The organism is Streptosporangium brasiliense (assembly GCF_030811595.1).
Lineage (GTDB): Bacteria > Actinomycetota > Actinomycetes > Streptosporangiales > Streptosporangiaceae > Streptosporangium > Streptosporangium brasiliense.
The window spans coordinates 177,141-202,324 of the sequence record NZ_JAUSRB010000001.1 but is presented as its reverse complement, the minus strand read 5'-3'; the positions used below and the strand labels follow the sequence as shown (position 1 = coordinate 202,324).

The window sequence follows — 25,184 nt, the reverse complement described above, 5'->3', positions numbered from 1 at the left end:
GACCCGTTCACTCGATGGATCGCGTCGGCTAGCGGGCCTCGTTCAGGTCGAGCAGATCGACCCGGACGTATTTGCCGTCGCCCAAGGCGTTCACGACGGTGCGCAGCGCCTTGGCCGTACGGCCACCACGGCCGATGACCTTGCCGAGGTCCTCGGGGTGGACCCGGACCTCAAGCACACGCCCGCTGCGGATGCGGCGAGCGTGAACCTGGACCTCGTCGGGATGTTCGACGATGCCCTTCACCAGGTGCTCGAGGGCCTCCTCGAGCATCTCAGGCCTCGCCTTCCGGCTTCTCCTCCGCGACCGGCTCAGCCGGGGTCTCGGCGGCGGTCTCGTCGGCCTTCACCGGCTTCTTGGCCGACTTCTTCGGCGTGGTGGCGGCGGCGTCCAGGGACAGCGCCTCCTTGGCCGCGGCCTCGTAGGCGGCGTGACGGTCAGCCTTGGGCTCGGCGACCTTGAGCGGAGCCGGAGCCGGCTCGCCCTTGAACTTCTGCCAGTCACCGGTGAGCTTGAGGAGCTTCAGCACGGGCTCGGTCGGCTGCGCGCCGACACCCAGCCAGTAAGCCGCCCGCTCGGCGTCGACCTCGATGCGCGAGGGGTTCTCCTTCGGGTGGTACAGGCCGATCTCCTCGATCGCCCGGCCGTCACGCTTGGTGCGGCTGTCGGCGATGACGATGCGGTACTGCGGGTTGCGGATCATGCCGAGCCGCTTGAGCTTGATCTTGACTGCCACTGGTGTGGTCTCTCCTGCATTAGAGCGTGGGTGAACGGCTTCTCATCGAGTGGGGCACGAGGAGAGGACCGCCCGTAGGGACAGGCGCGGCACGCGGGGGTGAGAGGGCACCCACGTGGTCACGATGTTCCAACATGTCATTGTGCCAGATGTACGGGAGTGCCCAGCCAAACAACGCCCATTCCGTCCGGCCCGCCGAGGGCAAATCTCGGTAATCCCCGTGTGTCCGGGGCACCGGCCGCAGCGCCCTGCTGCGCTAAATGGCCGCCGTGGCAACCACCCTGAGATCCCTGCTGCTGACCGCGACCGGTTCCCTCGCCGTCCTGGGCGCCGTGCTGGCCATGAGAGCGTCCGCCGCCACCGGCGGGTCGGTCCTGGCCAGAGGCGTCGAACTGGAGGTCCACGGCATTCCCGCACTCGGCCAGGAGGCGTTCGCCGGCAGTTGGGGCCGCGCCTTCGCCGGCCCCTCCGGGGGTGAGGACGACGGCGACTGGGCGGACCCCGACGGCGTCCGGGCCTTCGTCTCACTGGGCGGCAGGCGGCTGCGGGCGAGGGTCGCCGCGCCGGTCTCCTGGGAGGCGACCAGCCGGTTCGACGTCAGGCGGCTCAGGCTCAACCCCCGGGCCGGGCAGCCGCTGCTGGTGACGGGCACGGTGACGACCGGCGTCAGGTGGCGGCCGTCCGGTCCGGTGAGCGCCTCGGTCCTGGCCGCGCCCGGTAGCGTGACCGTGCTCGGCCGGCCGGTCGAGGCGGGCACGACGGTCATCCCGGCGACGGGCGCCCAGCTCGGCTATCCCGGGGTCGGGAGCGCGGTGCTCACCGTCGTCAGGACCGACGTACGGCGGACCGCCCCGCGCGCCGAGGCCGGGATGACCCTCGCGATCAGCGGGCGCATGCTCGACGCCTCGGGCGGCCTCGTCCACGACGGGCCACTGGCCGAGGTGACCCTCGGCGGCACCGGTGTCCACTGCGCCGGCGCCGGCGTGACACCGCGTCCCGCCCCGTCGCCGGCGTCGGACTTCGCCCCGAGCCTCGCCCCGTTCTCCGAGCCCGCGCCCGCCGCCACCCCGGCACCTGTCCCATTCCTGGGACCCGCCGCCACCCCGGCACCCGCCCCATTCCCGGGACCCGCCGCCACCCCGGCACCTGTCCCATTCCTGGGACCCGCCGCCACCCCGGCACCCGTCCCGTTCTGGGCGCCCGCCGCCATCCCGGGGCCGGCCGCCACGCCCGCCTCCTCGGCGGGCTCCTCGGGGCCGGTCACCGCACCGACCCCCGTCCCGGCCGCCGCACCGGCCCCCGTCGAGTCGCTGCTGACCGCGCTGGCCGCCCCGGCCGGCTGCGCACGGCCTCCAGCGTGAGCATCCGGACGACCGGGCGGGGATGGTCCGGGACGGCCGTGCAGGGTGGCCCGGGATGACCGCGCGGGGGTGAACGGGATGACATGCGGAGCGGGGGCGGCGGATCTCTCCGCCGCCCCCGCTCCGAGGTCCTACTTGGGCCGCACTCCCAGCAGTTCGAGTGTCGCCAGGATGATGAAGCCCACCATGATGACCAGCCAGATCCATCCGGCCCGTCTGTGGAACTTGCCGTCGCTCACTTCTGCCCGGGGAGCTTGAACTTCGAGGGGTCGAAGCCCGGCGGCAGCTCCAGGCCCGGCGGGAGCTGGCCGGCCCCCAGCTTGCCGAGGGCGCCGCCCGGCTTGGGGGCGCCGTCGGAAGCGTCGGCGGAGGGGGCCTTGCCGAGAGCCGCCTTGCGCGGGTCACCACTGACCCGTCGGCCCTTGGCCGCCTTCTTCTGCGCGGCCTTGTTGGCCTTGCGCCCACCGGGCATGCCGGGGATGCCCATCCCGCCGGCCATCCGCTTCATCATCTTCTGGGCGTCGAAGAAGCGGGTGACCAGGCCGTTCACCTCGGTCACCGTCACGCCGGAGCCCTTGGCGATGCGGGCCCGGCGGGAGCCGTCGATCATCTTGGGGTTCTGGCGCTCGCCCGGGGTCATCGAGCGGATGATGGCGGCGATGCGGTCGAGGTCACGGTCGTCGACCTGGTTGAGCTGCTCGCGCATCTGCCCCATGCCGGGCATCATGCCGAGCAGGTTCTTGATGGGGCCCATCTTCTGGACCATCATCATCTGCTCGAGGAAGTCCTCCAGCGTGAAGCCCTCGCCCGAGGTGAGCTTGCCCGCCATCTTGGCGGCCTCGGCCTCGTCGAAGGTCTTCTGGGCCTGCTCGATCAGGGTGAGGATGTCACCCATGTCGAGGATGCGGGAGGCCATCCGGTCCGGGTGGAAGGCGTCGAAGTCCTCGAGCTTCTCACCGGTGGAGGCGAACATGATCGGCTTGCCGGTGATGTGGCGGACCGACAGGGCGGCGCCGCCACGGGCGTCACCGTCGAGCTTGGTGAGCACGACACCGTCGAAGCCGACGCCCTCCATGAACGCCTGGGCCGTGGAGACGGCGTCCTGACCGATCATGGCGTCGACGACGAACAGGACCTCGTCGGGCGAGACCGCGTCGCGGATGTCGGCGGCCTGCTTCATCAGCTCCTGGTCGATGCCCAGGCGGCCGGCGGTGTCGATGATGACGATGTCGTGCTGCTGCCGCCGGGCGTGGTCGATCGACTGGCGGGCCACCTCGATCGGGTCCCCGACGCCGTTGCCCGGCTCGGGCGCGTAGACCGCGACGCCGGCCCGCTCGGCCATGACCTGGAGCTGCTGGACCGCGTTGGGACGCTGGAGGTCGGCGGCGACCAGCATGGGCGTGTGGTTCTGGTCCCGCAGCCAGCGGGCGAGCTTGCCCGCCAGCGTGGTCTTACCGGCACCCTGGAGACCCGCGAGCATGATGACGGTCGGCGGGGTCTTCGCGTAGCGGAGCCGCCGGGTCTCGCCGCCGAGGATCTCGATCAGCTCGTCGTTGACGATCTTGACGACCTGCTGCGCGGGGTTCAGCGCCTGGGAGACCTCGACGCCGCGGGCGCGCTCCTTGACCTGGGCGACGAACGTCTTGACCACGGGCAGCGCGACGTCAGCCTCAAGCAACGCGATGCGGATCTCGCGGCAGGTGGCGTCGATGTCGGCATCCGACAGCCGCCCCTTGGAACGGAGGGAGGAGAAGACCGATGTAAGCCGGTCGGAAAGCGTCTCGAACACGTGATTGGCCAGCCTCTGCGCTACAGGTCTGCGACTCGACCCCCCAGCCTATCCGTTGGGAGGCGCCACTAACGCCCCTACGGTCGGCGTCCCCGCCCGGGAACGCCTGCCCGCGTGGTCAGCGCCCCCATCCGGGAACGGCCATCCGCATGGTCAGCGCGTGCTCCACCAGCGTGATGAGCGTGGCCTTCACCGCGTCGCGCGAGCGCGCGTCGGTCCGTGAGATCGGGATGTGCGGCGCCAGTGTCAGCGCCTCGCGCACCTCTTCCTCACCGTGCGGGTAGGTCCCGTCCCAGCCGTTGACCGCGACCACGAACGGGAGCTTGGCCTCCTCGAAGTAGTCGATCGCCGGGAAGCTGTCGGCCAGCCGCCGGGTGTCGACCAGCACGATCGCACCGATCGCACCGCGCACGAGGTCGTCCCACATGAACCAGAACCGGTGCTGGCCCGGCGTGCCGAACAGGTACAGGATCAGATCCCGGTCCAGCGATACACGGCCGAAGTCCATCGCGACCGTGGTGGTGGTCTTGTTCGGCGTGAGACCTAGGTCGTCGATGCCGGCGCTGGCGTCGGTCATCACCGCCTCCGTGGTCAGCGGCAGGATCTCCGAGACCGCTCCCACGAACGTGGTCTTTCCCACACCGAATCCACCGGCGACGACGATCTTCGTCGATGTCAGGCCGCCGCCGCGGCTAGAGCCTGCGAAGTCCACTGAGCACCCTTTCCAGCAGGTTGAGATCCGGCTTGCCCGCGTCCAGCTGCGGCTGATGCAGCTGGACCAGACCCTCGGCCGCCATGTCCGCGACCAGGATCCGGGTCACGCCGAGCGGGATGCGGAGCATCGCGGAGATCTCAGCGACCGAACGCACTTGCCGGCACAGGGCGCTGATCGCCTGATACTCCGGGGTGCGGGTGGACAGATCATGATGTGCGGACGTCGCCGAGGAGACCAGGGCCTCCATGGCGAGCTGGGTCCGGGGGGCGGTGCGCCCCCCGGTCACGGCATACGGCCGGACCAGGGAGCTCTGCTCCACCGGCGCCGGTTGCATGAGATGTGAAGGACCACCCTGTTGCCGATAGAGATCGTCCATCGACTGATAAGGCGACCCGCCTAACGGGTCACCCTCACCGGTCCAACCGCGGCCTGTCACGGCATCCTCCTAGGATCATCGCCCTCACCTGGGATGGGAGGCCTGGAGTTCGGCGCGGACGGCCGGTGTGAGCACCTGGCCCGCTCGTTCGACAAGCAAGGTCATCTGATAGGCCACCAGCCCCATGTCACAGTCGGCGGCGGCCAGCACGGCGAGACAGGAACCGTCACTGATCGACATGATGAGGAGCAGCCCTCGCTGCATCTCCACCACCGTCTGGGTGACCGCCCCGCCCTCGAAGACCCTGGAAGCACCCTGGGTCAGGCTGATCAGACCGGCCGCGACCGCCGCCAGCTGATCCGCCCTGTCCCGGGGAAATCCATCGGAATACGCCAACGGCAGACCGTCCGCCGACACCACGACCGTGTGCGCCACGCCTGGGACGTTGTTCACAAAGTCAGTGATCAGCCAATTGACCCCCCGGGCGGCCTGGCTCATTTCGCGCACGTGTCATCCTCCTTGGCGACCATGATGAGCTCGCTCACCGGTCCTCCTTGTTTCCTTCAACATCCCGGCCGAAGTCGGGATACGGCTGCCCGTCACCGGCCTCGCCCCGGGCCGCCGCGCGGCCCTGCCGCACTCCCTTCTGGAAGCTCGCCAGCCTGTTGCGCACCGCCTCCGGGGAGACGGTCGGCCGGAGCACGGGGGTCTGCGAGGCCGCGCCCGCGTCGGGTGCGGCCGTGCCCGGCACCAGGTTCGCCTTGGGCACCCGCTTGGGCAGCCCGGAACCGGTGATCCCGCCGAGCGAGGGCTCGCTCGCCGCCTGGGCCGCCTGCCATCCCACGTCCGCGGGTGAGGACCAGGCGTCGGACGCCGGCGCGGGCGCGTCCGCTTCCTTGAGCTCCTCGGTCAGGTCCTGGACCGGGGCGGCGGGCTCGACCTTCTTGAACCAGTCGGACTCGACCGCGGCGAAGATCGGCAGGAACTCCTCCTTCGCCTCTTCCATGGGCGAGGAGTCGCGGACCACGGGCAGCGGGCCGGTGTTGTCGGCCACTTCGAAGGAGCGCCGTTCGAACGGCCCCGGGTCGGCGGTGGACGGCCAGCCCACCGAGTCGCCCTCACGGGACGGCGGGTCGGGCCAGACTCCGGAGTCGCCACCGCGCATCGACGCGTTCGACCACATCCCGGAGTCGCCCTCACGGGACGGCGGGCCAGGCCACGCCGCGGAGTCGCCCTCACGGGACGGCGGGTTCGACCACATCCCGGAGTCGCCATCGCGCGCCGGCGGGTTCGACCACACTCCGGTGTCGGCCTGGGGGGTGTTCGGCCAGCCGGAGTCGGCGCCCGGCGGCGGCACGTGGCCGGGCCAGGGGGTGTCGACCGGCGCCTGACCGAAGTAGCCGCCGCCCGGGGAGGGCTGCGGGGCCTCGAAGGAACCGAGCTGTCCGATGTCGAAGGAGTTGAAGGAGTGCTGGGCGGCGTCGAAGGAGGCGAACGTCGGCTGCGCGGGGTCGAGCCCGGTGGGACTGGCCAGCGCCGGCGCCCGGTCCATCGAGCCCATGGCCCCGGCCCCGGCCCAGTCGCCGCCCGGCACCTGGCGGGCGCCGGAACCGGAGAGCAGGGCCTCGGGGAGCAGCACCATGGCGGTCAGGCCACCGCTGTCCTGCTGGCGGAGCTGCACGCGGATGCCGTGCCGCAGCGCCAGCCGGCCGACCACGAACAGGCCCATTCGGCGGGAGACCGAGACGTCCACCACCGGCGGGTTGGCCAGCCGCCAGTTGGCCCGGCCGAGCTCCTCGGGGGTCATGCCGATGCCGATGTCGGTGACCGAGACCATCACGCCGCCGCCGTCGATGCGGTTGCTGGAGACGACGACCTTGGTCTCCCGGGGGGAGAAGGAGATCGCGTTCTCCACCAGCTCGGCGATCAGGTGCACGACGTCGTTGACGGAGGTGCCGACCACGGACACTCCGCCGGAGATCCGCAGGTCGACCCGCTCGTAGTTCTCGACCTCCGACAGCGAGGCCCGGACCACGTCGATCAGGGGGACGGGCTGGCTCCACCGGCGCGCGGGCTCCTGGCCGGCGAGGACCAGGAGGTTCTCGGAGTTGCGGCGCATGCGGGTGGCCAGGTGGTCGAGCCGGAAGAGGCTGCCGAGACGGTTCTCGTCCTGCTCGCCCTGCTCCAGGTTCTCGATGAGGGAGAGCTGCCGTTCGACCAGGGTCTGGGTGCGCCGGGAGAGGTTGACGAACATGGCGTTGACGTTGCTCCGCAGCGTCGCCTCCTGGCCCGCCAGGCGGACCGCCTCACGGTGGACCTCGTCGAAGGCGCGGGCCACCTGGCCGATCTCGTCGTCGGAGGCCACTCCGATCGGGATGACGTCCTCGGCCGCGGCCTCGCCGCTCTCGCGCATGCTCTGCACGGTCTCCGGCAGGCGCTCGCCGGCGATGAACAGCGCCTCGGTGCGCAGCGTGCGCAGCGGCTTGACCAGCGACCGCGCCATGATCGAGGTGATGATCAGGACGAGGATGAGCAGCAGTACGCTCAGCCCTCCGGCGATCAGCGCGCCACGCTGCTCGTCCTCCTGCAGGACGCGGCTCTGCGCGATCAGGGTGTCGGCGATCTGCTTCTCCACCCTGCGCATCCGGTCGATGCCGTCGGAGGAGGCGTCGAACCAGGTCGTCTGGTCGCCGGCACCGGTCCTGGAGACGTCGACGCGGACGAGCGGGGAGCCGTCGACGGCCAGGACGAGGGCACGGGCGCGCATGGACTCCGCGCGGTCCTTCTTCTGGCTGCTCACGGTGTCGTCGTAGAGCTGCCGCTGGGCGATCGACGCATCGGAGCGGAAGGTCGCCAGCTCGCTGTCGCGCTGCGCGCGGGCGGCCAGCATGGCGTTCAGGCCCTCGGAGGTGAACCCCCTGGCGGCGAGGGCGACGGCGAGGTTCGCCCGTTCCCTGGACGCCTGCTCCTTGGCCCTGGCCAGCGCTCCGAAGGCGGACGCGCTGCCGGTGAGCTCCTGGTCGGCGACACCCTGGATGATCTCGTCGTGCAGGGCCAGCAGGTCGGAGATCGTCCGGGAGTACATGGCGATCGTGGGCTGGGCGGGGAGCTGGGTGCCGACCGCGGTCTTGCGTACGCTGCCGAGCTCCTCGATGCGGCTGCGCATCTGGGCGAGCTCACTCCGGCCGCGCTCGCCGAAGCCCTCGGCGGCATCGCTGCCGGTGATGATGTCGATACGGTCTTTCACGCTCTTGGCCACCTGGTCGACGGCCTTGTACTGCTCCTGCAGCCTCGCCCTGCCGGTGCTGCCGCGGCCCTGGGCGACGAACCGGGCCGACAGGTCGCGCTCGGTCTCCAGGTTGTGCGCCAGGTCGCTCAGGTCGGCGACGAGCTCGGCGCTGGTGCGCACCTGCTCGTACTGGGCGGCGGTGCTGATCGAGGTGACCACCCGCAGACCACCCAGGACGATCGCGGCGGCGGTGGGGATGACGATGAGCGCGATCAGCCGCGTCCGCACGCGCCAGTTCTTGAGCGCGAGCTTGCTGCCGTTCTTCTCGGTCCCACGATCACCGAGGTCCGGAGCCGGGCCGCCCTCCGGCGGCACCCCCTCGGCGTCGAATGCCGGGGGAGATTCCGCCCCGGATTCGCGTTCGCTGGGGATTGACGCTGTCCTCACTGGCCTCCGCTACCTCTCCTCGGATCGTCTGCTTGGAGGGGATCGCGTCACGCATTTGATGTGCAGGTGACGCCGACGCATCCATGGGGTAGGGGTTATTGGAGCACAGCCGGAAGAGTTCGGCCAACAGCACATAACTCGCATTTTATGCGTAACCGGTACAACTAGGCCGTAACCGGACAGTCACTCTCCGACTCGACGTGCAAAGTTTCACAAAGTCGCGAAATCCATTTCTTGACACCCTGGGGTGCGACGACTAGACAAATCCCAGTCGTCGCGATTCATGGACGCGCGGTAAGCAGGCCCGGTTATGGCCCTTTTGCCCCATTAGGCCGATATTTGTAATTTGGGCGATCTACTCCGCTACTCTGATCCGCGGTCGGCATACCCCCCTTGATCACGTGCCTCCCGGGACTGTCTCCATGTCGCCCGCTACTTCAGCGAGTTCCGGCGGGGCGGTGAAATGCAGCTAAGGAGACCCCATGAGGTTCAGACTTGCGGGCCGGGCGGCCATCGCAGGGCTCGCTGCCGTGCTGGCACTGAGCGCCTGTGGTGGTTCGGACGACAAGCCCGACACCGCCAACGCGAGCGGGCTGGAGAAGTCCAAGATCTCGATCGGCGCGCTGCCCATCCCCGACTCGGCGGCGCTCTACATCGCCGACAAGAAGGGCTTCTTCAAGGCAGAGGGCCTGACCGTCGACATCCAGGTGGTCCAGGGTGGGGCCCAGGCGCAGCAGAGTCTGTTCGGCGGCTCCCTCGACGCCACGCAGACCAACTACGTCTCGACCTTCCTGGCCACGGCGGCCGGCAACAAGCCGAAGATCATTTCTGACCTTTACCAGGCGACCCCCAACTCCTTCAACCTCATGGTGGCCAAGGACTCCTCGATCAAGACCCCGGCCGACCTGAAGGGCAAGAAGATCGCGGTCAACAGCCTCAGGAACATCGGGACCCTGGCGGTGACCTCCGTGCTCAAGACGCACGGGCTCACCGAAAAGGACGTCGAGTTCCTGGAGTTCCCCTTCCCGGACATGGCGGGCAAGCTGGAGCAGGGCGTGGTCGACGCGGCCTGGATGACCGAGCCGCACCTGACCGCGGTCCAGAAGAACATCGGCGCCCAGAAGCTCGCCGACACCATGGTCGACTCGACCGCCGACTTCCCCATCGCCGGCGTGATCGTCACCGAGGACTTCGCGGCCAAGAACCCCAAGACCGTCGCCGCCTTCCAGCGCGCGGTCGCCAAGGCCCAGCAGATCTCCGCCTCCGACCGCAAGGCCGTGGAGGAGATCCTGCCGACCTACACCAAGATCGACGCGGCCACCGCCGCCGTCATCACACTCGGCACCTTCCCCACCAGCCTCGACGAGACCCGTCTGCAGCGGGTGGCCGACCTGATGCTTGAGCAGGGCCTGCTGAAGAGCAAGATCGAGGCCAAGTCCCTCCTTCTCGGAAACTCCGGGTGATCGGACGGCGCCTGCTCGACAGCAAACCGCTCTGCGGCGCCCTCGGCGCCGCGGGGCTGTTCTGCGTCCTGGAGGCAATCGGCCGGACCGGGCTGATCAGCCCGATCGTGTTCCCGCTGGCCTCGACGGTGCTCGGCCGCGCGGCCACGCTCGTGACCGACGGGGACTTCCTCCTCGATGTCGTCTCGACCCTCGGCGCCTGGGCTCTGGGGCTGCTGCTCACCGTCGTGGTCGCGGTGCCCGCCGGGTTCCTGCTCGGCACCCTGCCGCGGGTGGAGACCGCCCTCCGCCCCATCCTGGAGTTCCTGCGCCCGATCCCGTCGCTGGCGCTGATCCCGCTGGCGCTCGCGCTGTTCTCCGACAAGTTCGACATGAAGATCGTGCTGATCGTATACGCGGCCACCTGGCCGGTCCTGATGAACACGCTGTACGGCCTCAAGGACGTCGACCCGGTCGCCAAGGAGACGCTGCGCAGCTTCGGGTTCGGCCCGCTGGCCGTGCTGTGGCGGGTGTCACTGCCGAGCACCGCGCCGTTCGTCGCCACCGGCGTACGGCTGGCCTCGGCGATCGCGCTCATCGTGGCGATCAGCACCGAGCTGCTCGCCGGCGGCTCCGACGGCATCGGCGTCTTCCTCATCGAGGCGGGCGGCAGCTCCGACGCGATGCAGTACATCGTCGCCACCTCCATCTGGGCCGGGGTCATCGGCCTGGTCTCCAACAGCCTGTTCGTGCTGGCGGAGCGGCGAATCTTCCGCTGGCACAGTGCCCGGACGGAGGTCGTCTGATGGGACGCGCCCTGCGCGCCGTCGGCCGCCTGTGGGCGGTCCCGGTGGTCCTGGTGGTGTGGGAGCTCGCCACCCGCGCCGCGGAGAACCTCTCCTTCCCGCCGCCGACGGAGATCGCCGCCAGCATGTACCGGATGTGGCTGTCCGGCCCGGCCGAGCGGCTCTGGCTCACCGACGCGGCGCTGGAGAACATCCCCGCGAGCATCGGCCGACTGCTGGCCGGGTGGCTGCTGGCCGGAGTCGTCGGGACCGCCCTCGGGCTCGCGATGGGCCGCCTGCCGGTGCTCTTCCGGTTCGTGGACCCGCTTGTGCAGTTCGCCCGGGCCATCCCCCCGCCCATGCTGCTGCCGTTCTTCATGGCCCTGTTCGCCATCGGCCCGCAGATGCAGATCAACGTGATCGTGTTCGGCATCATCTGGCCGGTGCTGATCAACGCCGGTGAGGGCGCCCGGCACGTCGACCGCCAGCACCTGGACACCGCCAGGGTCTTCGGGCTGTCGCGCGGGCAGCGGCTTTTCCAGATCATCCTCCCCTCCGCGATGCCGAAGATCTTCGCCGGCCTGCGGGTCAGCCTGTCCCTGGCGTTGATCCTGATGGTCATCTCCGAGCTGGTGGGCAGCACCGACGGGATCGGCTTCCAGCTCCTGGACGCCCAGAGGTCTTACGATCTCCCCGGCGTGTGGGGGACCATCGTGGTGCTCGGTGTCTTGGGATACGTGCTCAACTCGGCGTTCCTCGCGGCCGAACGACGCGTCCTGTCCTGGCACCGGGCCGCCAAGCAGACGACCTGAGGACCTGCTGTGCTTGAGATCTCCAACCTGTCCCACACCTACGGCAGCGGGCCGGGCGCCCACACCGCGCTGGGCGGCATCGACCTGACGGTCGCCGAGGGCGAGCTGGTGTGCATCGTCGGCCCCTCGGGGTGTGGCAAGTCCACGCTGCTGCGCTCCATCGCCGGGCTGCTGCGGCCCACCGGCGGGCAGGTCGTGCTCAACGGCTCCCCCGTCGAGCGGACACCGGACAACCTGGCCGTGGTCTTCCAGGACTACAGCCGCTCCCTGTTCCCCTGGATGTCGGTGACCGACAACGTCTCCCTCCCCCTGCGGCGCAAGGGGATGGACAAGAAGCAGCGCAGGGCGGCCGCGCTGGAGGCGCTGGAGCAGGTCGGCCTGGAGGGCGCCGCGGCCAAATACCCGTGGCAGCTGTCCGGGGGCATGCAGCAGCGGGTCTCCATCGCCCGGGCCCTGGCCTACCGCCCCACCCTGCTGCTGATGGACGAGCCTTTCGGCTCGGTCGACGCCCAGACCCGCGAGGAGCTGGAGGACCTGACCCTGCAGGTCCGCAGCCACCACAACATGACCATCGTGCTCATCACCCACGACATCGACGAGAGCGTCTACGTCGGCGACCGTGTCGTGGTGCTGTCGAAGTCCCCGGCCGGGATCGTCGGCGACCTACGCGTGGACCTGCCCGGCCCGCGCGACCAGATCACCACGCGGGAGCACCCCGACTTCGTGCACCTGCGCGCCGAGGTCGGCCGCCTGGTCCGCGGCATGCGGAGCGGGGCGGCCCCCGCCTCCGACGACGAGGCGGCCCTCACCTCCGGAAACACGGCCCCCGACGACGAGACGACCTCAGCCTCCGAAGACACGGCCCCCGATAACGAGACGACCTCCGACGACGAAGCGACCCTCGCCTCCAACGACGAGACGACCTCCGACGACGAGGCGGCCCCCGCCTCTGACGACGAGGCGACCTCCGACGACGAAGCCGCCCCCTCCGACGACGAGGCGGCCCCCACCTCCGAAGACACGGCCCCGGCCCCCGGGGCGAAGGCGCCCGCCTCCCAGGAGCCGGCCTCCGCCTCCCGACAGGGAACTCCCGACGAAGGAACAGGAGTGTCAATGAGCGACCCACAGGCACCGGTCTGGGATGCGATCGGCGGGGTCTCCCGCTTCGCGGCCCTGGCCACGATGGCCGAGCTGGGCTGCGCCGATCACCTGAAGGACGGGCCGCTGAGCGTCAAGGAGCTCGCGGCCCGGTGCGGGGCGGACCCGTCCGGGCTCGGCCGGGTGCTCCGCCAGCTCGCCTCCATGGGCATCGTGGCGACGACGACGCCCGGAGTCTACGAGCTGACAGAGGCGGGCGCCACGCTCCGCGAGGACGCGCCCGACACGCTGCGCCCCGCCGTACGGATGATCGCCCAGGAGGGCTTCTGGTACGGCATGGGCACGGTCGCCCAGACGGTGCGCACCGGCAGGTCGGCCTTCATCGAGCGGCACGGCCCCCTCTACGGATACCTCAAGGACAACCCGGAGGCCGGGCGCCTGTTCGACGACTACATGGTGGCCAGGGCCCAGCCGTTCGCCGAGGCCGTGGCCGCCCGCTACGACTTCTCCGGCGTGCGCACTTTGGTGGATGTGGCCGGAGGCAAGGGGCACATCCTGGCTGCCGTCCTGAAGGCCAATTCAGACATCCAGGGCGTACTGTTCGATCTGGAACAAGTGATCCCGGGCGCACGGGAGTTTTTCGCCGAGGCCGGTCTTGAAGATCGGTGCAAATACCTCAGTGGTGACTTTTTCTCCTCGGTGCCCGCCGGGGCGGACGCCTACATGCTGGGCAGCGTGATCCACAACTGGTCCGACGAGGACGCCGTGCGGATCCTGCGCAACATCCGCGACGTCATCGCCGACGACGGCCGGCTGCTCCTGGTGGAGTTCGTGGTGCCGGACGACGACCGCGCCCACATCAGCAAGGACGTGGACATGCGGATGCTCGCCCTGTTCGGCGAGGGCCTGGAGCGCAGCACGTCCGAGTACGGCGAGCTGCTGAGCAGGGCCGGTTTCCGCTTCAGCCGCCAGGTCGAGCTGCCGGGCGGGGCCGGCATCGTCGAGGCCCGGCCGGTCTGAGCGGCGCGACGGCCGGTGGCGCGGGGATCCGCGTCACCGGCCGTCGGCGTTCCAGGAGGGCCGCTCGTTGAGGAACCTGACGTCCATGTCGGTGATCCGGCCCTGGTCGGCGGCCATCTCGGCCAGCTCCTGGGGGGTGAGCACCTCCGAGATGTCGCCGAAGCCCAGCGGCGCCCGCTCGGCCACCATCGCGAGGGTCCGCTCCATCGGCATCTCCCGGTTGGCCAGGACGAGCGGGGTGGTGGCCGCCCTCCTCTCCTCCTCGTAGGCGGCCAGACCCTCGACCGGGCCGGACCGGGCGAGGGAGCGGGCCAGCACCCGGGCGTCGAGCACGGCCTGCGAGCCGCCGTTGGACCCGACCGGATACATGGGGTGGGCCGCGTCACCGAGCAGGGTCGTCCGGCCCCGGCCCCACGACCGGAGCGGGTCCTTGTCCACCATGGGGTACTCCAGGATCCGCCCGGCCCCGGTGAGCAGCTCCGGCACGTCCAGCCAGGGGAACCGCCAGTCCGCGAAGTGCGGCAGCACGTCCTGCAGCCGGCCCTCCCGCGACCAGTCGGCGACCGGGACCGGCCCGCCCTCGGCCACCTTCACCTCCGCCACCCAGTTGACCTGGGTCCGGTCCGGCGAGACGGGATAGGCCACGAACTTGCACGACAGGTTGGACCCGGCGACGGCCACCGTGGCGCCGTCCAGGAACGGCCGCCCCTCGGTGATCCCCCGCCACATCCGGACACCGCCCCACAGCAGCGGCCCGTCGTGCGGGTGGAGCCGGGCCCGCACGGCCGAGTGGACGCCGTCGGCGCCCACCAGCACGTCGGCGGCCACGTCGACGTGCCGTCCGGTGCCCGTCTCCAGCAGCGACGCGGTGATCCCGTCCGGCCCCTCGGTGACGTCCTGGAAGGTCAGGCCGGTCCGGACCGCCCCGGCGCCGAGCCTGCGGCGCACCGCGTCGAGCAGCGACATCTGCAGCACACCCCGGTGGACGGAGTACTGCGGCCAGCGGTAGCCGGCGGCCCTCCCCCTGGGCAGCGACAGAATCGTGCCGCCGAAACGGTCGGTGTAGGTCTGAAAACTGGTCGGGACGCCGATCGCCGCCAGTTCCTCGCCCAGCCCGAGTTCGGTGAGCTCCCTGACGGCGTGGGGCTGGATATTGATGCCCACGCCCAGTGGGCGCAATTCCGCGGCCGACTCCGCGACCACGCATTCGATTCCCGCGGCGTGGAGGCTGAGCGCGGCGGTGAGGCCGCCGATCCCGCCTCCGATGACCAATACGCGCATCCGCTCCTCGTTCCGGTCCTCGTCCCGGCCGGGATTTCACCGGACCGATCTCCGCGCAAGATCATAACTCATGGACTTATGCCACGCCTTAATAGTTAATTCCGGCCGGCGTTCATCTGGAGCACCATGGCGGGAACGGCATGGCCGAGCCGAATTCCCTCCGCTAGAGTCGCTGTCGCTTCAAAGATCGCGGAGACGGGGGACCATTAGGCGCGCAGGCCCGTTCCGATTCCACTCATGAAATTCATCAATCCATTCAAAGGGGGAGTTCATGAGAATCAGAAACGCTTGCCTGGCCGCCGTGGTGGCCGCGCTGGCGCTCAGCGCGTGCGGCGGTGCGGACACCGGCGCCGCCCGGCCCGCGACCGGCGACGGGCCGGAGAAGACGGAGATCACCGTCGGAGTGGTGCCCGTCCCCTCGGCCGCGCCGCTGTTCATCGCGATGGAGAAGGGCTTCTTCGAGCAGGAGGGTCTGAAGGTCAGGACGGAGACCATCCAGGCGCCCCAGGCCGTCATGCCGAAGATCCTCAACGGCTCCATCGACACCTTCCTGACCAGCTACGTCTCCCTGATCGCCATCCAGGACTCCGGGGTGGCCAAGCTCAAGATGCTGGTGGAGTCCCAGCAGGGGGCACCGGGCGTCAACGGCGTACTGGTCACCGGCGACTCGCCGCTGAAGAAGACCGGTGACCTCAAGGGCAAGAAGATCGCCGTGAACGTGGTGAAGGCGCTCGGCGAGGTGACCACCAGCGCCCATCTGAAGGCCGCCGGGCTCGCCCCCGCGGACGTCAGCTTCGTGCCGGTGCCCTTCGCCGAGCAGCTCGCGGCGCTGCGGGCGGGCCGGGTGGACGCGGCCTGGATGACCGAGCCCTACATCTCGGCGGCCAAGAAGGAGCTGTCGGCCCGCGTCCTGGTCGACACCCTCACCGGCCCGACCGAGGGACTCCCCCTGGACGGCTGGGCGGCGAGCGCCGACTGGACGGCCAAGCACCCGAAGACCGCCGCCGCCTTCCAGCGCGCCCTGGGCAGGGCACAGAAGCTGGCCGCCTCCGACCGGACCGAACTGAACAGGGTGATCCCGGCCTACACCCGGATCCCGGCCGACGTGGCGGCGGAGATGACCCTGGGCACCTTCAGCACCTCGCTCGACGCCGCGCGGGTCCAGCGGGTGGCCGACCTCATGTCCGAGTTCGGGCTGACCAAGACCAAGATCGACGCCACCGCCCTCGTGGCGGGGTGACGGCCGCGCCCGGATGACGACGTGCCCGCGCCCCGAGGGGCGTGACCGTTGAACCTGCGGACGGCCCGCCGCGGCGTCACCGGCGTCGCCGCCCTCCTCGCCGTGCTGGAGACGCTCGGCCGCACCGGGCTGATCGACCCGCTGCTGCTGCCGCTCGCCTCCACCGTGACGGCCAGGGCGGCCGGGCTCGCGGCCGACCCGGACTTCCTGGCCGCCGCGGGCCACACCCTCCTGGCCTGTGGTGGCGGGCTGCTGCTCGCGGTGGCGGCGGCCGTACCGGCCGGGCTGCTGCTGGGGACGGTCCCCGCGGTCGAGGGCGCGCTGCGCCCGCTGATCGAGTTCCTCCGGCCGATCCCCTCGGTGGCGCTGATCCCGCTGGCCCTGTTCCTGTTCGCCGACGGCGCGCAGGCCAAGGTCGCGCTCATCGTGTTCACCGCGTCCTGGCCGCTGCTGATCAACACGGTGTACGGCCTGCGGGAGGTGGACCCGCTGGCCAAGGACACCCTGCGGAGCTTCGGCTTCGGCCCGCTGGCCGTCGTGCTCCGGGTCTCGCTGCCCAGCGCGGCCCCGTTCGTCGTCACGGGCGTGCGGATCGCGGCCTCGGTCGCCCTGATCGTGGCGGTGAGCGTGGAGCTCGTCGCGGGAGGCACCGGGATCGGTACCTTCCTCAGCGACGCGGCGGCCGGGAACCGGCGGGACGTGATGCTCGCCGCCGTCGTCTGGACCGGGGTCATCGGCCTGGCCCTCAACGCGCTGCTGGTCGCCGCCGAGCACCGGCTGTTCGGCTGGCGTCGCGCCGGGGCCGGGGAGGTCCGGTGAGGGGCCTGCTGATCCGGGTGAGGGGCCTGCTGATCCGGTCGTGGATCGTGCCCGTCGCGCTCGTGGCCTGGGAGCTGCTGACCCGGTGGGCCGGGGCGGTCTACTTCCCGCCGCCCTCGGTGATCGTGACCCGGCTGCACGAGATGTGGCTGTCCGGGCCGGCCACCCGGCTCTTCCTGACCGACGACGCGCTCGGCAACGTGCTGCCCAGTCTGGGCCGGCTGGCGCTCGGCTGGGGCGCCGCGTGCCTGGCCGGAGTCGTCGCCGGGGTGGCCGTCGGCCGCTCGGTGCGCCTGTCGGAGTACGCCGGCCCGCTGATCCAGCTCGGCCGGTCCGTCCCCCCGCCCACCCTGCTGCCGATCTTCCTGCTGCTGTTCGGCGTGGGGGCCCCGATGCAGGTGGCCGCGATCGTGTTCGGCGTCATGTGGCCGGTGCTGATCAACTCGGCGGACGGCGCCCGCCACGTGGACCGCGGGTATCTGGAGGCCGCCCAGGTCTTCGGGCTGGACCGGGGCCGGCGGCTGCTGCTGGTGATCCTCCCGGCCGCCGCCCCGAAGATATTCGCGGGCCTTCGGCTCAGCGTCTCGCTCGCCCTGATCATGATGATCGTCTCCGAGCTGGTCGGCAGCACCGAGGGCATCGGCTACCGGATGCTGGTCGCCCAGAGCGAGCTGGACATCCCGTCGATGTGGTCGGCCATCACCCTGATCGGCCTGCTGGGCTACGGCCTCAACACGGCCTTCCTCCGGGTGGAGCGGCGCGTGCTCGCCTGGCATCCGGCCCGGGGCTGACCCGCCCGGAGGCGCGGCGCGGGGCCGTGGCGTACGGGCGTGGCGTACGGGCGTGGCGTACGGGCGTGGCGTACGGGCGTGGCGTGGGGCCGCCTGGTGGCGGGCCCCACGCCACGGTCTCAGACCCGGAGCGTGAGGACGTGCTCGACCAAGGTGATCAAGGTCGACTTCACGGCGTCGCGGGACCGGGCGTCGGTCCGGACGACGGGGATGTGCGGGGAGATCGTCAGAGCCTCCCGCACCTCCTCCTCACCGTGGATGTGCGAGCCGCCGAAGCCGTTGAGCGCCACCACGAAGGGCAGCCCGGCCTCCTCGAAGTAGTCGATCGCCGGGAAGCTGTCGGCCAGCCGCCGGGTGTCGACCAGCACGATCGCGCCGATCGCGCCCTTCACGAGGTCGTCCCACATGAACCAGAACCGGTGCTGACCCGGCGTACCGAACAGGTACAGGATCAGATCCCGGTCCAGCGAGACCCGACCGAAGTCCATGGCCACCGTGGTGGTCCGCTTGGTCGGGATGTGCGAGAGGTCGTCGACCTCCGCACTGGCCTCCGTCATGACCGCTTCCGTGGTCAACGGCATGATCTCGGAGACCGCGCCGACGAAGGTCGTCTTGCCGACACCGAATCCTCCGGCGACAACGATCTTCGTCGACGTCATTCCGGCGTCAGAGCCTGCGAAGCCCACTGAGCACCCTTTCAAGCAAGTTGAGATCCGGCTTTCCGGCATCCAGTGACGGCTGGTGGATCTGCACCAGGCCCTCGGCCGCCATGTCCGCGATCAGGACCCGGGTCACGCCCAGCGGCATCCGCAGCAGAGCTGAGAGCTCCGCCACCGAGCGCACCTGCTGGGACAGCGAGATGATCGCCTGATACTCCGTGGAGAGCGTGCCCGTATCCACGCTCACGAACGTTGCCGAGGAGACCAGCGCCTCGAGTGCGAGCTGCATCCGAGGGGCGGTCCTTCCCCCGGTCACAGCGTACGGGCGGATCAGACGATCTCGCCCGCTCTTGGCCTGAGACGTGTTCGGGGTTTCCTCCCCCGGACCACGCCAACCTGGTGCGTCCATATCACCTCCCTATCGCTGAGCCGACTGCAGCTCGGCCCGGAGCGCGGGCGTGAGCGCCTGGCCGGCCCGCTCTGCCAGCAGTGTCATCTGGTAGGCCACCAGGCCCATGTCACAGTCCGGCGAGGCCAGTACGGCGAGCGCGGAACCATCACTGATCGACATGGTCAGCAGGAGACCCCGCTGCATCTCGATCACGGTCTGGGCGACGGGGCCGCCCTCGAACACCCGGGAGGCCCCCTGGGTCAGGCTGATCAGGCCGGCCGTGATCGCGGCGAGTTGGTCGGCGCGGTCCTTCGGAAAGCCCTGGGAGTAGGCCAGTGGAAGACCGTCCGCAGAGACGATCACCGCGTGGGCGACTCCCGGCATCTCCTTGACGAACTCGGTGATCAGCCAATTGAAGCCACGTGCGGCCTGACTGAGTTGGTGGTTCACTGCTTCTCTCCCTCGACGGCGTTGGACCGCTCGCTCATCTCAGCGCGGCCCTGCCGTACGCCTTGCTGGAAACTGGACAGACGACTGCGCACTCGTTCCGCCGAGATCGGGGGCATCGGCGGTGGCGGCGTCGCCGGCGCCGCGGAGGCGGATCCGGGGACGAGGTTCGCCTTGGGCACCCGCTTGGGCAGACCGGCGCCGGTCGTGCCGCCCTCCACGGGCTTCTTGGCCACCTCGGCCGCGGCCCAGCCTTGGTCGGAGGGGGTGCTCCACGGCTGCCTCTCACCGGACTGCATGCTCTGCCTGGGCTGGCGGACCGGCAGCGGCTGGGCGGCCTCCTGGGCCGGCTGCTCCAGCGGCCGAGGCCTGGGCACGGGCCGCTCCGCCTCGGACCCGACCTCGGGCTCGGGTTCGAGCTCGGTGGAGGAGCTGCTGCGGAACCAGTCCGATCCCACCGCCGCGAAGATCGGCAGGAAATCCTCCGACTCCGTCGCCGACACCTCGACCGCGGGAAGGTTCTGGGTGCTGTCGGCCGCTTCCTGCTGCGGCGGCGTCCACGGGTCGACCGGCGGCATCTCCGGCCAGGACGGCGGGAACGACGGCTGCGAGGCCGAGGCCGGCGGCTGCGGCGCCCGGGTCGGCGGCGCGGCCGGGGGCGGCGGCGAGACCGACGTGAAGGGCGACGACCACAGGTCCTCCACCGCGGAGGCGGACATCACCGGCGCCGACCAGATGTCGGCCGCCGGAGCCGGGGACGGCGGGGCGGCGGCCGCCGGGGCCGCGGGTGTCCGGTCGGCCGGCCCGCGTGCCGGGGCGGTGCCGAACGGGTCGGGGTTCGGCCCGGCCGCGAACGGGTCGGAGTTGGAGATGCTGCCGAACGACGACAGGGACGACATGCTCTGACCGGCCATGGCCAGCTCCGGCATCCCGGACTGGGCCACCACCTGCACGGGGAGCAGGACGACGGCGCTGAGGCCACCGACCTCCGGACGGCGGAGCTGGACCCGGATGCCGTGGCGCATGGCCAGGCGGCCGACCACGAACAGGCCCATCCGACGGGAGACCGACAGGTCCACGGCCGGGGGCTCGGCCAGACGGCGGTTGGCCTCGGCCAGTTCCTCGTCGCTCATGCCGATGCCCACGTCGGTGACCGCCAGGATGATGGCGCCCGTCTCATTGCCGTTGCTGCTCACCGTGATCTTGGTGTCCTGCGGCGAGAAGAAGATGGCGTTCTCGACCAGCTCGGCGATCAGGTGGACGATGTCGTTGACGGCCGAGCCGATGATCGAGGTGCCGGACTCCACCCGGAGGGACACCCGCTCGTAGTTCTCGACCTCCGACAGCGAGGCGCGGACGACGTCGCTCAGCGGGACCGGCTCGCTCCAGCGGCGGCTCTGCTCCTGGCCCGCGAGGACCAGGAGGTTCTCGGAGTTACGGCGCATGCGGGTGGCCAGGTGGTCCAGCTTGAAGAGGCTGGCCAGCCGGTTGTCGTCCTGCTCGCCCTGCTCCAGGTCGTCGATGAGGTCGATCTGGCGTTCCACGAGCGACTGGGTGCGCCGGGAGAGGTTGACGAACATCGCGTTGACGTTGTTCCGCAGCCGGGCCTCGTCGCCCGCCAGCCGGATGGCCTCGCGGTGAACCTCGTCGAAGGCCCGGGCCACTTCCCCGATCTCGTCGCGGGAGAGCACCCCGATGGAGGGCACCTCGACGTTGGGCGCGAGGTCCCCGGACTCCCGCAGCACGCGGACGGTCTCGGGCAGCCGGGTGTCGGCCACTTCGAGCGCCTCGCTGCGCAGCCTGCGCAGCGGCCGGACGAGCGTGCCGGCCACCCAGGCGGTGATCAGCAGGATCAGGATCAGCAGGACGACGATCGCGGCACCGGAGATGATGGCGCTGCGCTGCTCGTTGCTCTCCATCTCCTGGCTGCGGGCGACGACCGCGGCGGACAGGCCGCGCTCGACGGTCCGCATGCCGTCCACCGTCGCCGAGGAGGTGATGTACCAGTTGTTGATCCCCCGGATCCCCATGGGGGGCAGGGGGAGGAACTCTCGCATGCGGGACATGACCAGGGCGCGCGTGGCGTCGGCCCGGTCGATCCGCTGGCCGCTGACCGCTTCCCGGAAGCGCTTGATGTCGTTCGGGGAGGCGGTCGCCTGGAAGGCGGACAGCTCGCTGAGCTGGCTCTTGTAGGCGCCCAGGAACTCGGCGGGGTCGTCGAAGTCGAACTTGCGCTCCTGCAGGCCGACGAGGAGGATGCCGCGCTGCCTGGCGACCTGCTCCTTGGCCCGGCTCAGCGCGCCCAGCGCGAGCGCGTCACCGATGAGACGCTCGTCACCGCCGCTGCGACCGAGGTCGTCGTGGAGGGTGATGAAGTCGGCGATCATCCGCGAGTAGATGCTGAGGGCCGCACGCGGGAGCACCCCCTGCTCCATGGGCCTGCGCAGACCGGGCAGACCCTTCAGCCAGCGGTTCACCTGGGAGGTCTCGATGACGACCCGGGCCGCCTCCCCGCGGTCGAGGCCCTCGATCGACTTCTGCACCTGCGCGCTGACCTGGTCGACCACTTCACGCTGCTGCTTGACCTTGGTGAGCCGGGCGGGACGGCGCCTGTCGGCGATGTACCAGGCGGTGAGGTCACGCTCCTCGGCCATCTCGTGGGAGAGCGTGCCGAGCTGCTCGACGAGCGAGGCGATCTCGCTCATCCTGCGATACTCGCCGGCGCTGGCCAGCGAGCTGGTGAGCTGGAGTCCGGTCAGCGCCACAGCTGCCGCGGTCGGGAGCAGGATCAGCGCGACCAGTCGGGGACGCACGCGCCAGTTCGACGGCAGTAGTCGGCTGCCCACCCCTGACGCGCGGTGGCTCCGGCGGTCTTGTGTCATCACTGGCCTACGTAACCCCTCGCCGGGTGCGGATGCGGCGAAAGCAATTTGAGCACATCCTTTATGTCACTTCGAATGGAGTAAGTGTCGACAAATCCCCACAAAAGGGATATACGGCGCAGAATTTCAGGCCGGCCGGAAGGAGTCTCGCGCCTCGGGAGCCTGGTGTTTGATCATCAGATGGCGCGTCACGGAGTACTCCTGGACCGCCTCCTGGCTCATGTCCTTGCCGAATCCGCTGCCCTTGACCCCACCGTGCGGCGCCTCGGAGGCGATCGGCAGATGGTCGTTGACCCAGGTCACGCCCACGTCGAGGCGGTGCGAGACGCGCAGCGCCCGGGCCACGTCGCTGGACCAGACCGAGGAGGCCAGACCGTAGGGGGTGTCGTTGGCCAGCCGTACCGCCTCGTCCTCACCGTCGAACGGCAGAGCCACCAACACCGGCCCGAAAAGCTCACCCTGGACGATCTCGCTGTCCTGGCGGGCGCCGGAGATCAGCGTGGGCGGGTAGTGGAAGCCGGGGCCGTCCAGGGGGGCGCCGCCGCACAGGAGCGAGGCGCCCGCGGCGACGGCGCGCTCGACGAACCCGTGCACGCGGGCCCGGTGCCCGGCGGAGATCAGCGGACCGATGTCGGTCGCCTCGTCCCAGGGGTCCCCCGCCTTGATCTTCGCCAGAGTCTCGCGCAGCGCCTCGACCGCCTCGCCGTACACCTCCCGGGCGATGTAGACGCGGGTCGCGGCCGTGCAGTCCTGGCCGGTGTTGTAGGTGGCGCCCATGGCCACTCCCCTGGCCATCTCGGCCAGGTCCGCGTCGCCGAACACCAGCGCCGGCGCCTTGCCGCCGAGCTCCAGGTGGACCCGCTTCAGCGACCCCGCGGCCCCGCGCATGACGGCGCGGCCGGTCTCGGTGGAGCCGGTCACGCTCACCATGTCCACACCCGGATCGGTGACCAGAGCCTCACCCACCTCGGCGTCGCCGAGGACGACCTGGAGCAGGCCCTCGGGCGCCCCCGCCCCGGCGAACAGCTCGGCCAGCCGGAGCGTGGTGCCCGGCGTCTGCGGGGCGGGCTTGATGACCACCGCGTTGCCCGCGGCGAGGGCGGGGCCGATCTTCCAGATGGCCATCACGAGCGGGAAGTTCCACGGGGCGATCGACCCGACGACCCCGACCGGGCGGCGGACCAGCACCGAGGTGTAGCCGGAGCTGAGCACGCCGGCCCCGGTGCCCTCCAGCGAGCGGGCCGCCCCGGCGAAGAAGCGGAGGTTGTCGGCCGCGAACGGCAGCTCGCCGTCGCGGAACACCGCCGCCGGCTTGCCGGTCTCGGCGACCTCCAGCCGGGTCAGCTCCTCGGCGTCGGCCTCGACGAGGTCGGCGAAGCGCAGCATCACCTTGGCCCGCTCGGCCGGGGTGGCCCTGCTCCATTCCTCGTACGCCGCGCGCGCCCGCCGTACGGCGGCCGCGACCTCGGGGACCGGGGTGTCGGCCACCTCCCTGAGGAGCTGGCCGTCTGCCGGGTTGATCAACTTGCCCATGGAACTTCCCTCGTAATGGTGGTGCTCAGAGCTTTCAGGCGCCGGCCTGCTCGATCAGGTCGGCGGCCTTGCGCAGGCCGTCGCGGCGGCGGATCTCCTCACCGGCCGCCGCCAGGCGCTCGCGGAGTTCGCCGTCGCCGAGCAGCCTGTCCAGGGCGCCGGTCAGCTCCTCGTCGGTGAAGGTGTAGGTGCCCAGGCGGACGCCGTAGCCGAGCTCGTGGATCCGCTGCGCGTTGTCGTACTGGTCCCAGAACAGGGGCAGCAGGATCATCGGCTTGCCGAAGTGCAGCGCCTCGGTGGTGGTGTTGTTGCCGCCGTGCGTGATGACCAGGTCCGCCATGGGGATGATCTTCGTCTGCGGGACGAACTCGGCGCCCCACATGTTGTCGGCGAGCTTGATCTCCTCGTGCAGCGGGCCCTTGGAGACGATGAAGCGGTGGGGGGTGGTGCCCAGCACGTCGATGACCCGCTGCATCAGCGCGACGTCCGCCGAGCCGAGCGAGCCGAGCGAGAAGTAGACCAGCGCGCCGTCCCGCCCGGCCAGCGACGCGGGCAGCTCGAAGCCGCCGTCGGTCTCGCGGACCGAGGAGTCCAGGCGGTGCCAGGACTCGCCCAGCGGCCGGGCGTCGGTGTAGTCGGCGATCTCCGGGAAGACGTAGAGGTTCAGGTCGCCCTCGTGGATGAAGTCCAGCTCCGGCAGCGGCCGGGCGCCCTGGGCGACGACCCACTCGTTGAAGGCGGTCCAGAGCTCGCGGTGGGTCCGGTCGTACTCGGCGCGGAAGGGCTCCCACTCGGACCGGTCGTCGGCCGGCAGGCCGGAGAAGACCGGCGCGACGCCCTCGCCGCGCACCTCCAGCGGGTTGCAGGAGACGATGCGGACGAACGGCTTGCCGGCCGTGAGCAGTGCCGGGAAGGTGATGACGTTGTCCTCGACGATCACATCCGGCTGGACCCGCTCGATAATCGCCTTCAGCTGAGGCTCGCAGTACTTCACGCCGTCGACGAGCGCCTCCCAGATCGGCTTGGTCACCGTCTCAAGCTGATCCGAGGTCGACTTGCGATATTCCGGCGCGGTGTCCCGGATGAAGTCCTTCCAGAACTGCCCCGGGTCCTGCTCCTCTTCCGACGGCGGCGCGAGATCGACCAGGTCCTCCTCAAATCCGAGAGCCTCCAATTTGCCCTTCCAGGAGGCTTCAGCTGCGAAGACGACCCGGTGACCGCGCTTGCGAAGAATGTCGCCGATGCCGATGCAGTTGTTCGTCGGCCCGTAGGCGCTCTCCGGCATGAACAGGATCGTGAGAGACATCATGCCTCCAAGTGAGAGGAAATTCTG

General features: G+C 70.4%; 22 protein-coding genes. 8 read left to right on the top strand and 14 right to left on the bottom strand.

The features are described 5' to 3' along the window. Positions 1-28 precede the first annotated feature (28 nt). Together J2S55_RS00935 and rpsP are read right to left on the bottom strand one after the other, a co-directional pair. Positions 29-271 carry an RNA-binding protein gene (locus J2S55_RS00935; protein ID WP_012888562.1) on the bottom strand — a complete coding sequence of 81 codons (243 nt, stop codon included), beginning with the start codon at positions 269-271 and terminating at the stop codon, positions 29-31. A gap of 1 nt (position 272) precedes the next feature. Beyond that, complete coding sequence (rpsP, locus tag J2S55_RS00930; protein WP_306856597.1) at positions 273-734, bottom strand: 30S ribosomal protein S16; 462 nt, start codon at positions 732-734, stop codon at positions 273-275. A 269-nt stretch (positions 735-1,003) separates the two neighbouring features. Between rpsP and J2S55_RS00925 the strand changes: the two genes are divergently transcribed. Continuing rightward, positions 1,004-2,095 (top strand): hypothetical protein, encoded by a 1,092-nt coding sequence (locus J2S55_RS00925; protein ID WP_306856595.1) that lies wholly within the window; start codon positions 1,004-1,006, stop codon positions 2,093-2,095. Between the two features lie 235 nt (positions 2,096-2,330). Here J2S55_RS00925 and ffh read toward each other — a convergent pair whose 3' ends face one another. From ffh to J2S55_RS00900, 5 genes are all read right to left on the bottom strand, one after another. Next, positions 2,331-3,884, bottom strand: a complete 1,554-nt coding sequence (ffh, locus tag J2S55_RS00920; protein WP_306856593.1) for a signal recognition particle protein — start codon at positions 3,882-3,884, stop codon at positions 2,331-2,333. A gap of 118 nt (positions 3,885-4,002) precedes the next feature. Next, positions 4,003-4,563 carry a GTP-binding protein gene (locus J2S55_RS00915; RefSeq protein WP_306858536.1) on the bottom strand — a complete coding sequence of 187 codons (561 nt, stop codon included), beginning with the start codon at positions 4,561-4,563 and terminating at the stop codon, positions 4,003-4,005. 13 nt (positions 4,564-4,576) lie between these two features. Continuing rightward, entirely contained in the window at positions 4,577-4,933 is a 357-nt protein-coding gene (locus J2S55_RS00910; protein ID WP_306856592.1) for a DUF742 domain-containing protein, read from the bottom strand. A 126-nt stretch (positions 4,934-5,059) separates the two neighbouring features. Further along, the gene (locus tag J2S55_RS00905) at positions 5,060-5,473 is read right to left on the bottom strand and encodes a roadblock/LC7 domain-containing protein (protein WP_197048434.1); all 414 of its coding nucleotides are present in this window, start codon (positions 5,471-5,473) and stop codon (positions 5,060-5,062) included. A gap of 43 nt (positions 5,474-5,516) precedes the next feature. Next, positions 5,517-8,651 (bottom strand): sensor histidine kinase, encoded by a 3,135-nt coding sequence (locus J2S55_RS00900; RefSeq protein ID WP_306856589.1) that lies wholly within the window; start codon positions 8,649-8,651, stop codon positions 5,517-5,519. 482 nt (positions 8,652-9,133) lie between these two features. Here J2S55_RS00900 and J2S55_RS00895 point away from each other — a divergent pair, with 482 nt between their 5' ends. The 4 genes from J2S55_RS00895 to J2S55_RS00880 are packed head-to-tail and all read left to right on the top strand — an operon-like array spanning position 9,134 to position 13,808. Next, positions 9,134-10,114, top strand: coding sequence for an ABC transporter substrate-binding protein (locus tag J2S55_RS00895; protein ID WP_306856587.1), 981 nt, complete (start codon positions 9,134-9,136; stop codon positions 10,112-10,114). Next, positions 10,111-10,899 carry an ABC transporter permease gene (locus J2S55_RS00890; RefSeq protein ID WP_306856586.1) on the top strand — a complete coding sequence of 263 codons (789 nt, stop codon included), beginning with the start codon at positions 10,111-10,113 and terminating at the stop codon, positions 10,897-10,899. Before J2S55_RS00895 ends, J2S55_RS00890 begins: the two co-directional genes overlap by 4 nt. Continuing rightward, positions 10,899-11,690 (top strand): ABC transporter permease, encoded by a 792-nt coding sequence (locus J2S55_RS00885; RefSeq protein WP_306856585.1) that lies wholly within the window; start codon positions 10,899-10,901, stop codon positions 11,688-11,690. Before J2S55_RS00890 ends, J2S55_RS00885 begins: the two co-directional genes overlap by 1 nt. Positions 11,691-11,699: 9 nt before the next feature. Next, the gene (locus J2S55_RS00880; RefSeq protein ID WP_306856584.1) at positions 11,700-13,808 is read left to right on the top strand and encodes a methyltransferase; all 2,109 of its coding nucleotides are present in this window, start codon (positions 11,700-11,702) and stop codon (positions 13,806-13,808) included. Positions 13,809-13,841: 33 nt separating this feature from the next. On the opposite strand, the gene J2S55_RS00875 is transcribed toward J2S55_RS00880, so the two are convergent. Further along, the gene (locus J2S55_RS00875; protein WP_306856583.1) at positions 13,842-15,089 is read right to left on the bottom strand and encodes a flavin-dependent oxidoreductase; all 1,248 of its coding nucleotides are present in this window, start codon (positions 15,087-15,089) and stop codon (positions 13,842-13,844) included. Between the two features lie 271 nt (positions 15,090-15,360). Between J2S55_RS00875 and J2S55_RS00870 the strand changes: the two genes are divergently transcribed. Genes J2S55_RS00870 through J2S55_RS00860 form a run of 3 tightly spaced genes read left to right on the top strand, consistent with a single transcriptional unit; the run spans position 15,361 to position 17,939 of the window. Further along, the gene (locus tag J2S55_RS00870; RefSeq protein WP_306856582.1) at positions 15,361-16,329 is read left to right on the top strand and encodes an ABC transporter substrate-binding protein; all 969 of its coding nucleotides are present in this window, start codon (positions 15,361-15,363) and stop codon (positions 16,327-16,329) included. 48 nt (positions 16,330-16,377) lie between these two features. Further along, on the top strand, positions 16,378-17,148 hold the full coding sequence (locus J2S55_RS00865; protein WP_306856581.1) for an ABC transporter permease: 771 nt from the start codon (positions 16,378-16,380) through the stop codon (positions 17,146-17,148). After that, a complete protein-coding gene (locus J2S55_RS00860) occupies positions 17,145-17,939 on the top strand; it encodes an ABC transporter permease (RefSeq protein ID WP_306856580.1) in 795 nt (264 codons plus the stop codon). The genes J2S55_RS00865 and J2S55_RS00860 overlap by 4 nt, the downstream gene beginning before the upstream one ends. 119 nt (positions 17,940-18,058) lie before the next feature. Here J2S55_RS00860 and J2S55_RS00855 read toward each other — a convergent pair whose 3' ends face one another. The 6 genes from J2S55_RS00855 to J2S55_RS00830 all read right to left on the bottom strand — a co-directional run bounded on the left by J2S55_RS00855 (position 18,059) and on the right by J2S55_RS00830 (position 25,160). Continuing rightward, on the bottom strand, positions 18,059-18,598 hold the full coding sequence (locus J2S55_RS00855) for a GTP-binding protein (RefSeq protein WP_012888545.1): 540 nt from the start codon (positions 18,596-18,598) through the stop codon (positions 18,059-18,061). Positions 18,599-18,605: 7 nt separating this feature from the next. Then, positions 18,606-18,887: a DUF742 domain-containing protein gene (locus J2S55_RS00850; RefSeq protein WP_031158898.1), complete on the bottom strand. Its 282-nt coding sequence runs from the start codon at positions 18,885-18,887 to the stop codon at positions 18,606-18,608. A 129-nt stretch (positions 18,888-19,016) separates the two neighbouring features. Further along, positions 19,017-19,439 carry a roadblock/LC7 domain-containing protein gene (locus J2S55_RS00845; RefSeq protein WP_012888544.1) on the bottom strand — a complete coding sequence of 141 codons (423 nt, stop codon included), beginning with the start codon at positions 19,437-19,439 and terminating at the stop codon, positions 19,017-19,019. After that, on the bottom strand, positions 19,436-22,249 hold the full coding sequence (locus J2S55_RS00840) for a sensor histidine kinase (protein WP_306856576.1): 2,814 nt from the start codon (positions 22,247-22,249) through the stop codon (positions 19,436-19,438). Before J2S55_RS00840 ends, J2S55_RS00845 begins: the two co-directional genes overlap by 4 nt. A gap of 195 nt (positions 22,250-22,444) precedes the next feature. Further along, positions 22,445-23,851, bottom strand: coding sequence for an aminobutyraldehyde dehydrogenase (locus tag J2S55_RS00835; protein WP_306856575.1), 1,407 nt, complete (start codon positions 23,849-23,851; stop codon positions 22,445-22,447). Positions 23,852-23,885: 34 nt separating this feature from the next. Next, positions 23,886-25,160 (bottom strand): glycosyltransferase, encoded by a 1,275-nt coding sequence (locus J2S55_RS00830; RefSeq protein ID WP_306856574.1) that lies wholly within the window; start codon positions 25,158-25,160, stop codon positions 23,886-23,888. Positions 25,161-25,184 lie beyond the last annotated feature (24 nt).

Bases quoted from the DNA above. Each gene is read 5' to 3' on its own strand.
- J2S55_RS00935 (WP_012888562.1), bottom strand. From the start codon at position 271: ATGCTCGAGGAGGCCCTCGAGCACCTGGTGAAGGGCATCGTCGAACAT.
- J2S55_RS00910 (WP_306856592.1), bottom strand. From the start codon at position 4,933: ATGCAACCGGCGCCGGTGGAGCAGAGCTCCCTGGTCCGGCCGTATGCC.
- J2S55_RS00905 (WP_197048434.1), bottom strand. From the start codon at position 5,473: ATGAGCCAGGCCGCCCGGGGGGTCAATTGGCTGATCACTGACTTTGTG.
- J2S55_RS00895 (WP_306856587.1), top strand. From the start codon at position 9,134: ATGAGGTTCAGACTTGCGGGCCGGGCGGCCATCGCAGGGCTCGCTGCC.
- J2S55_RS00885 (WP_306856585.1), top strand. From the start codon at position 10,899: ATGGGACGCGCCCTGCGCGCCGTCGGCCGCCTGTGGGCGGTCCCGGTG.
- J2S55_RS00875 (WP_306856583.1), bottom strand. From the start codon at position 15,089: ATGCGCGTATTGGTCATCGGAGGCGGGATCGGCGGCCTCACCGCCGCG.
- J2S55_RS00870 (WP_306856582.1), top strand. From the start codon at position 15,361: ATGAGAATCAGAAACGCTTGCCTGGCCGCCGTGGTGGCCGCGCTGGCG.
- J2S55_RS00855 (WP_012888545.1), bottom strand. From the start codon at position 18,598: ATGACGTCGACGAAGATCGTTGTCGCCGGAGGATTCGGTGTCGGCAAG.
- J2S55_RS00850 (WP_031158898.1), bottom strand. From the start codon at position 18,887: ATGCAGCTCGCACTCGAGGCGCTGGTCTCCTCGGCAACGTTCGTGAGC.
- J2S55_RS00835 (WP_306856575.1), bottom strand. From the start codon at position 23,851: ATGGGCAAGTTGATCAACCCGGCAGACGGCCAGCTCCTCAGGGAGGTG.
- J2S55_RS00830 (WP_306856574.1), bottom strand. From the start codon at position 25,160: ATGATGTCTCTCACGATCCTGTTCATGCCGGAGAGCGCCTACGGGCCG.